This window comes from Bacillus sp. BD59S, assembly GCF_007363175.1.
Classification (GTDB): Bacteria; Bacillota; Bacilli; order Bacillales; family Bacillaceae_G; genus Bacillus_A; species Bacillus_A pacificus.
On sequence record NZ_CP034686.1, the window covers coordinates 4,648,032 to 4,661,927 of the forward strand.

Consider the following 13,896-nt stretch of genomic DNA (forward strand, 5'->3'; position numbering starts at 1 on the left):
TTTTATGGGCAGTTGATCCCCACCTAACTTCTTTGCTTTCGCTGAATTTTGAGATGAGGGTCTTACTGCCCATTAAAGTGGGATAAATATTTTTCTTTTATTTGCCCATGCTATATATGTATTTTCTTCACGAAAATACACTTTCCCTTTTTATAATCTGACGAAACTGGAGGAATATATATGGCAAAACTTAAGAAGAACCCTTCAAAGGCTGGAATTAGCGCAGCAAGTGTGACAGGAAACGCTGGCCCAACTGATCGAGGTGTAGAAAAAGGACGTCAAGGTAATAACCAACAATATAAGAAGCATAATATGGGCGAAAAATAACGCTATATTTTTGGGCAGAGAACGTGGCATAATGGGTAATGGCTGCTTTTTCTGCCCAATTTATTTGTAACAAATGAGGGAATTATAATGAAACGAACAATAGTTATGATTGTAATGATTGCCACACTCTTTACAGGGATGATTTTCTTCTCTTACGCACAAAGACAACAAACTGTAAGAGCCGATCAACCTAGCATCACTGGGCAATACGGAATTACAATCGATGCAGACACAGGTGAGATTTTGTATGGAAAACGAGAAGACGAACGCTCTTATCCGGCTAGTATAGCCAAAATGATGACAACCCTTCTTTTACTAGAGAATGTAAAAGAGGATGAGGAAATTACAGTTACAGAGAACGCAATTAAAACAGAAAGTCAAAGTAAGAAAATTAAACTTCGTGCTGGGGAAAAGTTAAAACGTGATGAGGCATTAAAACTGATGCTTATCATTAGTGCAGACCCAATAGCTGAATCCATCGCAGAACATATCGCAGGATCAAAAAATGAATTTGTAAAAATGATGAATGCTAGAGCGAAGGAACTCGGTACAAAGCATGCGACTTTCAAAAACGCAAGTGGTGCTGATGCACTAGGAAACAAAGTATCACCATATGACATTGCTATAATTACGAAAGAAGCATTAAAGTACCCAGTTGTTTTAGAATATATGAATTCAACGCGTACAACTCTACATACTTCAGAACGCTCTCCAAAGATTGCAAACTATGGACGAGAAGAACTATATGACGATCCATATGCAATTGGAAGTAAAAGCGGTCTATCAGCACTCGGAAAATATACAGTCGTAACAGTGGATGAGAAAGACGGTAAACGTGTCATTAATGTTGTATTATCTTCTACTCGCAAGCAACTGTATCCTGATACAAAGAAAATGGCACATTACGCATTTCAGCAATTAAAATAACCAAGGAGTATTTTCTCCTTGGTTATTTTTTAACCATACCTTTTAATACGAACGCAACGTTTGCTGGACGCTCTGCTAGACGACGCATGAAGTAGCCATACCAGTCGTTTCCATAAGGTACGTAAACACGCATTTTGTAACCTTCTTTTACTAGCTCAAGTTGACGCTCATTACGAATACCATATAACATCTGGAATTCAAATTGATCCCTTGGAATGTTGTGTTCTTCGGCAAGTTTTTTCGTATATTCAATAATCGCTTCGTCATGTGAAGCAATTGCAGTATAATTTCCATTTAATAAGTGCATTTTAATAATCTTTTTATAATTGTCATCTACATCTTTCTTGTCCGGGAACGCCACTTCTTCAGGTTCTTTATAAGCCCCTTTTACAAGACGTAAATTAGGATTATAAGCATTTAAGTCCTCAATATCTTTTTCTGTACGATATAGGTAAGCTTGAATAACAGTACCAATATTATCGTACTCAGACTTTAACTGTTTAAAGATATCAATTGTCTTTCCACAGCGTGTATAATCTTCCATATCAATTGTAACGAACACACCATTTTCTTTTGCAGCTTCTAGAATGCGGCGCATATTGTTCATTACGATTTCATCAGAGATATCTAATCCCATAGAAGTCATCTTTAAAGAAAGTTGCGAATCAAGACCTTCTCTTCCAATTGCACGGATTGCTTCAATCGATTGGTTAGCCATTTCATTTGCTTCCGCTTCATTATCAACGAATTCCCCTAAATAATCGATTGTTACGCAAAGTCCTTGCTTGTTCAATTGTTTAATAGCTGCTGTCGCTAATTCAATTGTCTCCCCTGCGACAAAGCGGCCTGCACCAAAGCGTAAACCGTACTTTTTAGCCAGTTTTGTTAGCGCTTTATTTTTAGATAAGAAAAGAAACGAATTTCGCATTAATTGTTCCATGTAATTCACCCCTATGACTTGATTTATCTGTTTTTTACCCCTCTTCAAAATTATATCATTGTTTAAAATTATTGGATACAAATAATTATTTAGATAATTTATAAAATACTATAAAAACATTTAAAACCCTATATTCTCGCTTATAAATATGACTAAAATATTTTTCGACATTTAGAAAAATGGAGTTTACTAGGCGCAAAATAGGCATGTCGAAAATATTCGACATACCTATAAAACCCTTTATATTCCATGTAAATTATATAAGGATATTAATACAGAAAACTTGAGATTATATTTTCTCCAAGCTTTTTTATTGCTCATTTCTCTTTTCTTCATTCAGCCTTTTAATATCTGTAATTAACTGCACCATCTCTTCTTTTGCATCCGGATATGTTTCATTCCAATGCTTCACTAAAGCCGGCATCGTCTTCGCTATGTAAGAATACAGTGCCCACTTCTGCACCTGTTCTTTTCTCTCTTCATTGCTCTCTCCAAGTAATAGTTCCGTGTATTTCTCTAACAACCCGTCAAATTGTTCATTAAACTTTTCACTCATCTTATCTACCTCCTATATGAAAAAAGCAGCGAAAATCGCTGCTTTTCTTTATAATTTTGATCGAACAGAGTTTAATTTTTTCTCCATTGTGCTTACTTTATCACGACGATCATCAATACGAATTGTTGTTGCAACGCGCTGTGCACCTTTCGTATATGGAACTTCATGCATTTGTTGAATAACTTCTAGAATGACAGGAAGATCTCCTTCAATAACTGTATTCATTGGTGTTAATTGATACTTCACGCGATCTGCATTTTTCTCTAGCACCTTTTGTACTTCTGCTACATACTCACTAACACTTGGATTACCTGTTCCTACTGGAATAATCGATACGTCAACAATTGCCATAGTAGTCTTCCTCCTATACTTGCTTCTTATATATATCCATTGTCTATTTTACCGAAATACGCAGCATTTTACTAATTTGTTATTCCTCTATTTTAAATTGCTCAACCAATCTTTCTAAGTCTCTCATATGCTCCGTCAAGCTTTCCATCGTATGAGCTACCTTTTCTAGATGATTCACTTGTGATTCAGTCGCAGCATTTACCTCTTCCGAAACCGCTGCGCTTTCTTGACTCGTACCGGCAATTGTATGCATTACCGCTGTAATTTCTCCTTGCTCGTGACCGATATTATGTACCTCTTCTACAATTTGTTCCACTGAAGTACTAATCGTATTTACAACTGACATAATTGTGCGGAATTCCGTTTCTGCCTCTGTCGTAACTGTATTTTGTATATCCGCGATATCTTTCAATTTACTTACAACTTCTACAACTCGCCTTACCTCTACTTGTACATCACCAATCATCGTCGCAATTTCTACTGTTGCTTCTTTTGATTGTTCCGCTAATTTTCGAACTTCTTCAGCAACAACAGCAAAACCTTTACCTTGTTCGCCCGCACGTGCCGCCTCGATTGAAGCATTTAAAGCAAGTAAATTCGTTTGATCCGAAATCCCCTTTATAAGCTCTACCACATTTTGAATCGAGCCAACTCTTTGTTCTAACTTTCCGGATGCTTCCTCTGTATGAACAACAATCGAAGATGATTGACCCCTTGTACGAACTAAATTACGCATCGTATTTAGCCCTTGCTTAGATGCCTCTTCCGCTTTGCCAGCCACCCCTTTTATTTCACCAACAGAGTTATTCATTTGTTCCACTGACTGCGCCATATTCTCGAGCTGTTCTGAAACTTCATCTACACTATTAGCAAGAGTGGACGCTCCTCCGCTCACATCATCCATTGCCCCTGACACTTCTCTACTAGCAGCTACAGTTTCATTCGTTAAATAATGTAGATTATTCGTTGATTGCTGCACAGTTGATACACTATTTTTAATTTTACTTACCATTTCATTCATTTGCTCAACCATATGATTAAAATGGTTCGTCAGTTCTCCAACTTCATCCTTACTTGTCACTTTCATTTGCAACGTTAAATCACCTTCTGCTACTTTTTGAACGTGATTCGTTAATAGTTGCAGTGGTCTTGCTAGCCTTCTTGAGAACAAGTATGAAGCTACGATTCCAACTAATAAACTAATACATGCCATTATAATGACTGTATTTCTCGTACTATTTAATAGCCCATCAATCGTTTCTTTCGGATAAACAATCCCAATTTTCCATTTCATCTTATCAAACAGTTGACTATAGGCTACTACATCTTTTCCGCCTAATGTTGTCACCGCAAATTTTGTTTCATCTTTATTCAAACTTTTTAAAAGAGGTTCCTTTGAAACATCTTTTCCTACTTTCTCTGGATATACAATGGCAATATTTTTATCATTTACGATAAACATTTCTCCGCCGTTATTATATTGAATATTGTGGAGTAGCTTTTGAATTGTTCCTAGTGATACATCCATTGCTACTACTCCTAATACAGAACCATCTTGTCCGACAATGGCTTTTGAAACCCCAATGCTTAACTTACCTGTCGCAATTTCATATTGTGGTTGTCCCCAAATAATTGATTTTGTATCGGATTCAGATGCTTTATACCACTGACGACTTGTTGGATCATACCCTTCCGGTACTTTTCCTCCGTCAGCAAGATTTGCACTCAATGTTTTTTTATCTTTTGTCCCAATGTATACATCTAAAATATCAGGATGGTTCTTTTTAAATCTTGAAAACTCTTTTAAAATAAAGCTCTCTTCTTCTACAGTAACTCCATCCTGTAACATGTTTTGAATATCATCATGACTTCCATAATGACCCATATCTTCTTCAATTCGCTGCATAAATGCAGTTAACTGCTCTGTCACAAGATCCATCGTATTTTGAGAATACTGGTCTAAGGAGCGCACTTCCTTCTCTTTCTGTAATTGATACATAGCTGTACCTAATATTACGAACATCATAGAAATAAGTACCGAAAATACTACCGCAATTTTTAAACGTAAACTTCTTAACATCTTCCCCCAAGCATCCCCTTCGTATTGAATTCAATTCTTATTAATCATTATATTAAGTATAATAGATAAAATTAAAAAATTGAAATTAATTCTCACCTTAATACAATTAGAAAACTGACTACCACTTGTGCAAAAACAAATAGTTCATTATCCTTAAAATATAATCTCATTCGTTCGGAGGTAACTATGTTACAAAAATTCGGTTTCTCACAATATGAAAGCCAAGCTTACGAAGTTGTCGTATCAAGCAACGAACCATTAGATGCTACAACGATTGTGAAGCATTCTGGTGTACCAAAAGCCAAAATATATGAAGTGCTTGCACGCCTAATCGATAAAGGAATGGTAATGGATTCTGTTTCGGAGAAGAAAAAGATGTATACAGCATTACCACTCAAGCTAGCAATTGAAAAATTAACGACAGAATTTCAATCCAACATTAAAGAATTAGAGACAACTATATCGAAAAAATCATTTACAGATGACCGTGTATGGAGCTTAAAAATGCAATCGTCTATTCGCGTTCAAAGTAAAGAACTCATCGAAAGTGCAAAAGAATCGATTCGCATTTCAGCTTGGAACGATACTCTTTTAGAATATCTTCCGTTATTAGAAGAAAAGGCAAAACAAGGCGTCAAAACCGAGTCCCTTATAGTTGGAAAAGTAGAAACAGACTTAGAAAACATGCATTTTCTAATCCCAGCCGAAGAGCCTAACGCGCTAGAGCGATACTTACTGCTCATCGTTGACGACCGCGAAATTTTATTTGCTGGCGTAGAACAAGAGTCATGGCAAGCAATGAAAACAATGTCACAACCATTCGTGAAGTTCTTTACAGAATTTTTCTATCATGACGTTGCACTTGCAAAGATTACTCAGAAACACCATGACCTCTTTATGGAAGATGAGGAAATTAAGAGTTTGTTGATGAAGTTGAGATACTAAAAAACGCCTCTATTACAAGGCGTTTTTTTCTACATTTCTTTTCTATTTTTCATCTTTAACACATAAGCTCCTGCAATAATAAAACCAAGTCCTAGAACAAATAAAACCGTAAATTCATTACCGACGCCGCCAGTAGCTGGCAAACGCACTTCATTATGAGTATTAGGTTGTTGCATCGGCTTCACATCAGCGGAAGGTTTCACTTCTCCATTCGGTGTTGGCTTATTTGGCTTAGAAGGAAGCGATGCCTTTTCTTCTTTCTTATTTTTCACAATATGTTTAATAATTTCTCCATCCTCTTTTATTTCAAATCCGAATGTCTCTTCATTTATTACATATCCATTTGGTGCTATTGTTTCTTTATACGTGTACTTTCCGTATGGTAGTTTGAATTTCGCTATACCTTTTTCATCCGTTTTTCCTTTTACTACTTCTTTCCCTTGTTCGTTGTAGATTGTAAACTCTGCATTTGGTAGAGCTTAAACAATCTCATGTTTTTCTGCTTTTCTTCGCAATTATTCTTGACTGAAGGTCTTTAGGGTCTTTATCATGTGGGAACGATTATGGAATACGGCTGGAAGGCAGATTTATCCCCTACTTTGAAAGACTACAAAAAAGTAATCGATCAAAATAGATGGATAAGCGTCTTGTTTTCGCCATGCGGTCACTTATAAGGTATCCGTATGTATAGACCCTGTTCACTCAGCGATTTTCACCGCATACATCCTTTTTCTATGGCTTGTCCTTGTAATATCGTCCCTACACGACAAACTGAATGTACTCCCTAGCACCGTAATGCTAACGATAACCACCCGAACCTTTTAGAGAATCGTCCCTGGGTAAGTTCTCACCCACCCTCACCAGAAGAACAGGATTCCGATGAGGGGTGCTGTTTTTGTAGGCGCATACTCTGTACCCCCTGCACGACCAACAGCTAGCCACGCGCGTAACACGTTCCTCCTATATGTATAGCAGCACGGAATTACGGCTTATCAGTTTTTATTTACGTGGTTTCAGGCAATTCCACGCGAACCAAAACATTTCGCTATACCTTTTTCATCCGTTTTTCCTTTTACTACTTCTTTCCCTTGTTCGTTGTAGATTGTAAACTCTGCATTTGGTAATTTCGTATTCCCATCCGCTACATCTACTTTCGTTATTTCTAACTCACCTTCTACCTTCTTATCTTGAACGATATGTTTAATAATTTCTCCATTCTCTTTTATTTCAAATCCGAATGTCTCTTCATTTATTACATATCCATTTGGCGCTATTGTTTCTTTATACGTGTACTTTCCGTATGGTAGTTTGAATTTCGCTATACCTTTTTCATCCGTTTTTCCTTTTACTACTTCTTTCCCTTGTTCGTTGTAGATTGTAAACTCTGCATTTGGTAATTTCGTATTCCCATCCGCTACATCTACTTTCGTTATTTCTAATTCACCTTCTACCTTCTTATCTTGAACGATATGTTTAATAATTTCTCCATTCTCTTTTATTTCAAATGCGAACGTCTCTTCATTTATTACATATCCATTTGGCGCTATTGTTTCTTTATACGTGTATTTTCCGTATGGTAGTTTGAATTTCGCTACACCTTTTTCATCCGTTTTCCCTTTTACTACTTCTTTCCCTTGTTCGTTGTAGATTGTAAACTCTGCGTTCGGTAACTTCGTATTTCCATCCGCTACATCTATTTTCGTTATTTCTAACTCACCTTTTACATTTTCATTTTTCAACTCTAATACAGCAGTTTCACCAGTTTTCACTTCAATTTTTTTAACGCTTCCGTCTAACACATATCCAGCTGGCGCTTGAATTTCTTTGACGCTATATATACCGATTGGAAGATTACCTAACTCCGCAATCCCCTTATCATTAGTCGTAACATTTTGTTTAAAGTTTTCATTAGAAACTTCAAACACCGCCCCTTTTAATAATTCCTTTTTTTCTCCTAATTTCATAATCTTTAAAGAGCCTACTGATTCCCAATTTACAACTAAATCTGTACTGATTTTCTCACTATTTCTTTGTAACAATACCGTTGTATTTTGAACTTTTTCCGGTCCTTTAAAAGCTATTGCTTGTAAATTTGTTAAAGTAGACTTCACTTTCATTTTAAAATTACCACTACTCGTATCTTTCGGAATTAAGATTTTGAATTTTTCGTTAATTGATAATGTGCTTTTCTCTTCTCCATTTTCATTTACAATTCGAAGCCCTTTAGGAGCATTTTCAGGAAGAATTGTATAAGAGCCAGAAACCGCATTTGTTTGCACTACATAAAATCCTGTTTCTAAATAATCACCTTTTTGTGTAGCAGTTTGTGAATCGACAGGATTAACTTTAAAAAATATATCTTGTGATCCAGTTTCTTTTTTTGAAGCCTCTACTAAACGCTTCATAAGATTATGTACACGTTCATTTTTTGCAACTAAATCTTCTTCCGTTAATTCATTTGCTGCAATCCATACTGCTAATTGTGTAGCATAATGCGCTTCTTCCATTGTCGCTACCCCTAATTCAGATGGGCTTTTTTGAGGATATCCATTTAATAAAACACGATATACGGCATCAGATGTTTTCCCCATCTCAGGCAAATCATCCCCATTGGGCGAACGTAAATCTGGCGTTAAACAATACGCAATACTACCCGAAGCCGTTTTAATTATTTCGGTCTTTATTTCACGCTGTTTCGAATTACTATAGCTCCAATCCATCTTATATGTTTCTCTGTTCATTACTTCTGCCTTTACTTGTGGCATTGCAATTCCTAATAAAATAATAAGAGCACTTAAAAAACTAAACCATTTTCCTGCCATCTTTCGTTTCATTCTCTCCACCACCATATATAAATTTCTACATGAATCAATCTTACTGTTTCATTGTACTTATAGTGAAAAAAAGAGAATAGGTGGTTTTTTTGTAGTATCTTGTCGAATTGTTGAGAAAGTTTCATAGTAATAAGCAACTTTAAAACGGTTTGTTGTCATGCTGCTATTGACAAATAAACATTACATGTTTCCAATTTTCAAACATAATAAAAAAGACACTTTATAAGTGCCTTCATATCTTACGAGAAACAAATTTCAAACGAATACATATTACTTATCTTTTTCCTTTCTCTCCGTCAACAGCTCAATAATTTTCTCATTTTGCTCCACTTGTTTCTCAGAGTTTTGATAGATGAAACGAACCCATCTTAATACAAAAACAACTATCAATATCGGTAGTAGCGCAATTATCATGCCGAATACCGAGAAATTAGACATCATTTTCCATCACCTCGCTATATACACCTTTCTCCATCCACCCACCAAATCCTTCCATTTTTTACAAATAAAAAAGAACCTATCAAACGATAGATTCTTCCTTCGCAAACTGAGTAGAACGTCCTCTCGTAATCGAGAAAATTGCGCAAAGCAACGCTAATATAATAAAGCCGCCGCCTACCCAAGCATTATATATAACAGATGATTTCTCAATAACAACTCCGCCTACTGTTGAACCGAGCGCAATCCCTAAGTGAAGGGCAGAGTTATTTAAACTTTGCTGAATACCAGCTGATTCTGGTGCAATTTCAATCAAATAATTTTGTTGTGCTGGCGAAATAGCCCAGCTCAGCATACTCCAAAGTCCCATCATCATAATGAACAGCGGGAATGAGAATGTCATCATTGGCAATATGAAGATTGCACACGCAAATACGATAATAATTGAGATAATACTTTTCTTCGATCCCCATTTATCAGCAAGCCAGCCTCCGAAGCCGCCCCCAATTACTGCTGCGATTCCGAAGATGAAGTAAAATACACTAATCCAATTCGCTCCCACATGCATAACATCTTTTAAAAATGGTGTTAAATATGCATATAGTGTTAAATGACCCGTTAAAAATAAGAATGATGTTAACTGTGCACTTACGATTTTTTTATCTTTTAACGTAGCAATTTGCTCTCTTATTGATAATACCGATGTTGGTGGTACTTTCGTTAAGAATAATGAAATACAAGCGATTGCCATCACTGTTAAGATTGAAATGAGTACAAATGGTGCACGCCATCCATATGCGTTTCCAAGTACAAGACCAAGTGGTACTCCAAGTACAAGTGATCCACTAATCCCCATGAAAATGATTCCAATTGCACGCGCACGAAAATGCGGTTCTACAACGCTAGAAGCAAGTGTTACTGACAGTGCAATAATAAGCGAACCACTCGCCGCACAAATCACCCTTGAGAACATTAACATCCCGTAATTCACACTACATGCTGAAATAATATTTCCGATTAAGAAAATTGATAATGCCCCAACATACAATGTTTTTCTTTCAAATTTCCCTGTTAATGCTAATAAAACAGGACCTGATAAAGCAAATACTACTGAAAATATTGTGATAAGCTGACCGGCTGCACTAATAGATACTCCTAAATCATCGGCAACTAAATCAAGCGTTCCTCCTATAATTAGCTCAACCGTTCCGACTACGAAGGCCGCGATAGCTAAAATATACACACGAAAATTCAAGTCTTTCCCCACGCTTTCTATTTTGGTTACTACGATTATAGTAACCAAAATAGAAGTTGAACACAAGTACAATTTTTTTACATTAAAAAAGGTAGGCGTATGATACGCCTACCCTTCACTCATGATACTTCATTTTTATTCTTCTTATTTAAATACCAATATACCGGAAGCCCCGTAAAGACAATTCCAATGGATAAGAAACAACTTATCGGATCATTGATAATTGCACTACCAATTACAAAGAACGAACCTAAAATCGCAACGATTGGTACGATTGGGAATAACGGTACACTGTATGCACGCTCTTTATTCTTATTACGTTTTCTTAAAATGAAGACACCAATAAACGTCATTACATAGAAAATATAAATAATGAATACGGAAATCTCAGATAGCTTATTCGGATCACTAATAATCATTAAAATAATTCCTAAAATGATTTCAACAGTAATCGCATTTGCTGGTGTTTTAAATCTTGGACTTTCCTTTGCAATAAACTTAGCAAATGGAAGTTGTCCACGTTCTGCCATCGACATCGGGATACGTGGGAACGTTAAAATCTTTCCATTTAAACAACCGAAAATAGAAACGATAATACCGATACTAATAATTTTTCCGCCATATTCTCCAAGTAGCATTCCTGCAGCTGTCGCTGTTGCATTTTCTCCAAGGTCTACAATTTGCGTTGCTGGTAATACATTCAATAACGCCAAATTAATTAATACATAAGCAGCTGTTACAATTAAAATCCCAACTGTCATTGCTTTCGGTAATAACTTTGTTGGATTCTTCATTTCTCCGCCAATCGAAGCAAGTAAAATCCAGCCGTCATAAGCAAATAACGTTGCTAAAATCGCCATCCCGATACTTTGATTTTCTGATATCGGTACAACTACGTTAAAAATATCGCTATTCCCTTTCCAGAAACCTAACACAACAATTAATACGATTGGAATCATCTTTCCGATTGTCGTAATTGTTTGGACGATACCTCCGTATTTTGTTCCCATACTATTTACAACGCCAAGGAACACAACTGTTCCAATTGCGATTGGTAAATTCCATACTTTATCTAAATAGAAAAAATTAATCATTAAAGAACTAAAGTATAACCCTAATGTTCCAATAATAGCTGGCCCATAAACAATCGTTTGCATCCAGCCTGATAAATATCCCCAAAAACTTCCGTAAATCTCCTCTAAATACGTATACAACCCACCATTTTTCGGGATTTGCGCTCCAATTTCAGCTACTGTCAAACCACTTGCTAACGTCAACAGACCACCAATTATCCAAGCAAGAATCGCCATATTAGAACTCCCCGAGTAATCTAATACGCTGCCTGGTTTCATAAACACACCAGACCCAATAATCGTTCCTACTACGATAGAAAGTGCTACCGTTAAACCAATTTTGTTCTTCTCATCATGATGCATGCTGCGTATCCTCCTTCCAATCCTAGTGTGATGCAAAAATGAAATAAAAAAACACTCCTCCCTAAAAAAGGGACGAGTGTTATATTCGTGGTTCCACCCTTGTTTCAATTCGCAAAGTAACACACTTCACCAATTTCTCAAGTCTAAAATAACGGTTTTTGCCGGCAAGCAATTACTAGATGTTCGTTCACTGCTGCAGTTCAGAGGTGGTAATCTATTTTTCCGTATTAGGAAGCTCACAGCCAAAGGCCTCCCTCTCTGAGAATCGTAAAAAATTGATCGTGTCCTCATCATCACTTCTTGATGTCGAATTTTGTAGTTATTGTTCATTATATTGAATTGTTAGAAAAAATCAATATATTTTTTATATAACATACGAAATATTTCTCTTCTTATATTATAACAGAAGTTACGCCACTTCTCTAATCCCCTAAAAATGGTATACTCCATATAGGAGGTGCATCAATTATGATTGCTGTTTTTTGTATCATCGCTACAGTTCTTTCTGTTCTATTCGCTATCATATATCGACATAATTATCCTGGTTATAGCATTTTAGTGGTAGCTATTATACCAGCTGTTTCCTTCTATGTATTAGGTAAATATCAATATACGGAAGTGTTTATCGGTTTTGCAATCTTCTACTGCGTCTTTGGATACATACTAACAATGAAAAAAATTTCATTGAATCATTAAAAGGGACCGATTTCTGCTGACAGAAATCGGTCCTCGCACGTATCTTCCGGTTGCCCACACGAAAGATACGTAATTCAATTATTTATCTTCTTTGTTCATAAAAAACTTATGATGCGGAAGATCCACATTTAATGCCTCTAATTGTTTCTTTTCATTGTCTAAAATCGCTTTTGCTTTTGTTTTTGTTGCTTCATCTAATCCCGCAAAGATATCTTCATGCTTCTCTTTCTCTGGGAGTTTCACACCTAGTTTTGTTAATTCTTCTTTTGCTTGCTCATGCGTTAATTTCCCGGACTTTTCCTGTTCAAAAATAGACTTTGCTTTTTCCTTTGTTGCTTCATCTAAGTTAGCAAGTATGTCTTTATGCTTACCCTTCTCTGGCATTTTCACGCCTAACTTCGTTAATTCCTCTTTTGCTTGTTCACGTGTTAATTTGCCTGATTTCTCTTGACCTAAAATTGATTTTGCTTTTTCTTTTGTTGCTTCGTCTAAGTTAGCAAACATGTCCCCATGTTTACCCTTTTCCGGGAACTTCACGCCTAATTTTGTTAATTCTTCTTTTGCTTGTTCACGTGTTAATTTCCCGGACTTTTCTTGCTCTAAAATTGATTTTGCTTTTTCTTTTGTTGCTTCGTCTAAGTTAGCAAACATGTCTCCATGTTTACCCTTTTCCGGGAACTTCACGCCTAATTTTGTTAATTCTTCTTTTGCTTGTTCACGTGTTAATTTCCCGGACTTTTCTTGCTCTAAAATTGATTTCGCTTTTTCTTTTGTTGCTTCATCTAATCCCGCAAACATTTCTTTACGTTTTTCTTTCTCTGGAAGCTTTACACCTAGCTCCTCTAACTGTTTCTTTGTATCATCCATAATCGTTTTTACTTTTTGTTTTGTAGCGTCATCTAAATCTTTTTTCGCCGTTTTTGTCGCTTGCTCAGCTGCTGGAGTATTCGTTGCCGCGAATGCCGGGATACCGACTCCTCCAATGATTCCGAATGATAAAGCACCTGCAATCGCTAAATACCCAACTGTTTTCTTCTTCATAGGAAATTTCCTCCTTCATATTTCTAATGTATGTACACTTGCGTATACACTGCCTATAGTAATGTTGGTT

General features: G+C 36.3%; 12 protein-coding genes, 3 pseudogenes and 1 other annotated feature. Of the genes and pseudogenes, 4 read left to right on the forward strand and 11 right to left on the reverse strand.

The window, feature by feature from the left end:
• Window positions 1-180 precede the first annotated feature (180 nt).
• Both EKQ63_RS26625 and EKQ63_RS26630 read left to right on the forward strand, forming a co-directional pair.
• On the forward strand, window positions 181-327 hold the full coding sequence (locus tag EKQ63_RS26625; RefSeq protein ID WP_001096347.1) for a YuzL family protein: 147 nt from the start codon (window positions 181-183) through the stop codon (window positions 325-327).
• An 87-nt stretch (window positions 328-414) separates the two neighbouring features.
• Window positions 415-1,254, forward strand: a complete 840-nt coding sequence (locus tag EKQ63_RS26630; protein WP_087955019.1) for a D-alanyl-D-alanine carboxypeptidase family protein — start codon at window positions 415-417, stop codon at window positions 1,252-1,254.
• 22 nt (window positions 1,255-1,276) lie between these two features.
• Here the strand turns inward: EKQ63_RS26630 and EKQ63_RS26635 are convergent, their stop codons facing one another.
• From EKQ63_RS26635 to EKQ63_RS30765, 5 genes and pseudogenes are all read right to left on the reverse strand, one after another.
• The gene (locus tag EKQ63_RS26635; RefSeq protein WP_000436772.1) at window positions 1,277-2,194 is read right to left on the reverse strand and encodes a proline dehydrogenase family protein; all 918 of its coding nucleotides are present in this window, start codon (window positions 2,192-2,194) and stop codon (window positions 1,277-1,279) included.
• A gap of 310 nt (window positions 2,195-2,504) precedes the next feature.
• Window positions 2,505-2,750, reverse strand: a complete 246-nt coding sequence (locus EKQ63_RS26640) for a YusU family protein (RefSeq protein WP_001290594.1) — start codon at window positions 2,748-2,750, stop codon at window positions 2,505-2,507.
• Window positions 2,751-2,798: 48 nt separating this feature from the next.
• Window positions 2,799-3,101 carry an MTH1187 family thiamine-binding protein gene (locus EKQ63_RS26645; RefSeq protein ID WP_001018862.1) on the reverse strand — a complete coding sequence of 101 codons (303 nt, stop codon included), beginning with the start codon at window positions 3,099-3,101 and terminating at the stop codon, window positions 2,799-2,801.
• Window positions 3,102-3,180: 79 nt separating this feature from the next.
• Window positions 3,181-4,188, reverse strand: coding sequence for a methyl-accepting chemotaxis protein (locus tag EKQ63_RS30760; protein ID WP_411469474.1), 1,008 nt, complete (start codon window positions 4,186-4,188; stop codon window positions 3,181-3,183).
• A pseudogene (locus tag EKQ63_RS30765) lies at window positions 4,177-5,181 on the reverse strand (cache domain-containing protein); the annotation flags it as partial. The pseudogene EKQ63_RS30765 and the gene EKQ63_RS30760, both read right to left, overlap by 12 nt.
• A gap of 186 nt (window positions 5,182-5,367) precedes the next feature.
• On the opposite strand from EKQ63_RS30765, the gene EKQ63_RS26655 reads away from it, so the two are divergent.
• Window positions 5,368-6,126 carry a TrmB family transcriptional regulator gene (locus EKQ63_RS26655; RefSeq protein WP_000939491.1) on the forward strand — a complete coding sequence of 253 codons (759 nt, stop codon included), beginning with the start codon at window positions 5,368-5,370 and terminating at the stop codon, window positions 6,124-6,126.
• 29 nt (window positions 6,127-6,155) lie between these two features.
• Here EKQ63_RS26655 and EKQ63_RS26660 read toward each other — a convergent pair.
• The 5 genes and pseudogenes from EKQ63_RS26660 to EKQ63_RS26680 form a co-directional block, all read right to left on the reverse strand.
• Window positions 6,156-6,602 (reverse strand): annotated as a pseudogene (locus tag EKQ63_RS26660) (SpaA isopeptide-forming pilin-related protein); the annotation flags it as partial.
• Between the two features lie 564 nt (window positions 6,603-7,166).
• Window positions 7,167-8,960, reverse strand: a pseudogene (locus EKQ63_RS26670) (SpaA isopeptide-forming pilin-related protein); the annotation flags it as partial.
• Window positions 8,961-9,230: 270 nt separating this feature from the next.
• Window positions 9,231-9,401 (reverse strand): hypothetical protein, encoded by a 171-nt coding sequence (locus tag EKQ63_RS30055; RefSeq protein WP_087994658.1) that lies wholly within the window; start codon window positions 9,399-9,401, stop codon window positions 9,231-9,233.
• A 79-nt stretch (window positions 9,402-9,480) separates the two neighbouring features.
• Entirely contained in the window at window positions 9,481-10,665 is a 1,185-nt protein-coding gene (locus tag EKQ63_RS26675) for an MFS transporter (protein ID WP_143881648.1), read from the reverse strand.
• A gap of 107 nt (window positions 10,666-10,772) precedes the next feature.
• Window positions 10,773-12,089, reverse strand: coding sequence for an APC family permease (locus EKQ63_RS26680; protein ID WP_000546300.1), 1,317 nt, complete (start codon window positions 12,087-12,089; stop codon window positions 10,773-10,775).
• Between the two features lie 65 nt (window positions 12,090-12,154).
• Window positions 12,155-12,392, reverse strand: a binding site (T-box leader).
• Window positions 12,393-12,557: 165 nt separating this feature from the next.
• On the opposite strand from EKQ63_RS26680, the gene EKQ63_RS26685 reads away from it, so the two are divergent.
• Window positions 12,558-12,785, forward strand: coding sequence for a hypothetical protein (locus EKQ63_RS26685; protein ID WP_143881649.1), 228 nt, complete (start codon window positions 12,558-12,560; stop codon window positions 12,783-12,785).
• A 78-nt stretch (window positions 12,786-12,863) separates the two neighbouring features.
• Here EKQ63_RS26685 and EKQ63_RS26690 read toward each other — a convergent pair whose 3' ends face one another.
• Window positions 12,864-13,826, reverse strand: a complete 963-nt coding sequence (locus EKQ63_RS26690) for a hypothetical protein (RefSeq protein ID WP_087994660.1) — start codon at window positions 13,824-13,826, stop codon at window positions 12,864-12,866.
• Window positions 13,827-13,896: the final 70 nt, after the last annotated feature.

Coding starts and splice junctions, on each gene's coding strand:
- EKQ63_RS26625 (WP_001096347.1), top strand. CDS start 181: ATGGCAAAACTTAAGAAGAACCCTTCAAAGGCTGGAATTAGCGCAGCA.
- EKQ63_RS26630 (WP_087955019.1), top strand. CDS start 415: ATGAAACGAACAATAGTTATGATTGTAATGATTGCCACACTCTTTACA.
- EKQ63_RS26635 (WP_000436772.1), bottom strand. CDS start 2,194: ATGGAACAATTAATGCGAAATTCGTTTCTTTTCTTATCTAAAAATAAA.
- EKQ63_RS26640 (WP_001290594.1), bottom strand. CDS start 2,750: ATGAGTGAAAAGTTTAATGAACAATTTGACGGGTTGTTAGAGAAATAC.
- EKQ63_RS26645 (WP_001018862.1), bottom strand. CDS start 3,101: ATGGCAATTGTTGACGTATCGATTATTCCAGTAGGAACAGGTAATCCA.
- EKQ63_RS30760 (WP_411469474.1), bottom strand. CDS start 4,188: ATGAAAGTGACAAGTAAGGATGAAGTTGGAGAACTGACGAACCATTTT.
- EKQ63_RS26655 (WP_000939491.1), top strand. CDS start 5,368: ATGTTACAAAAATTCGGTTTCTCACAATATGAAAGCCAAGCTTACGAA.
- EKQ63_RS30055 (WP_087994658.1), bottom strand. CDS start 9,401: ATGATGTCTAATTTCTCGGTATTCGGCATGATAATTGCGCTACTACCG.
- EKQ63_RS26680 (WP_000546300.1), bottom strand. CDS start 12,089: ATGCATCATGATGAGAAGAACAAAATTGGTTTAACGGTAGCACTTTCT.
- EKQ63_RS26685 (WP_143881649.1), top strand. CDS start 12,558: ATGATTGCTGTTTTTTGTATCATCGCTACAGTTCTTTCTGTTCTATTC.
- EKQ63_RS26690 (WP_087994660.1), bottom strand. CDS start 13,826: ATGAAGAAGAAAACAGTTGGGTATTTAGCGATTGCAGGTGCTTTATCA.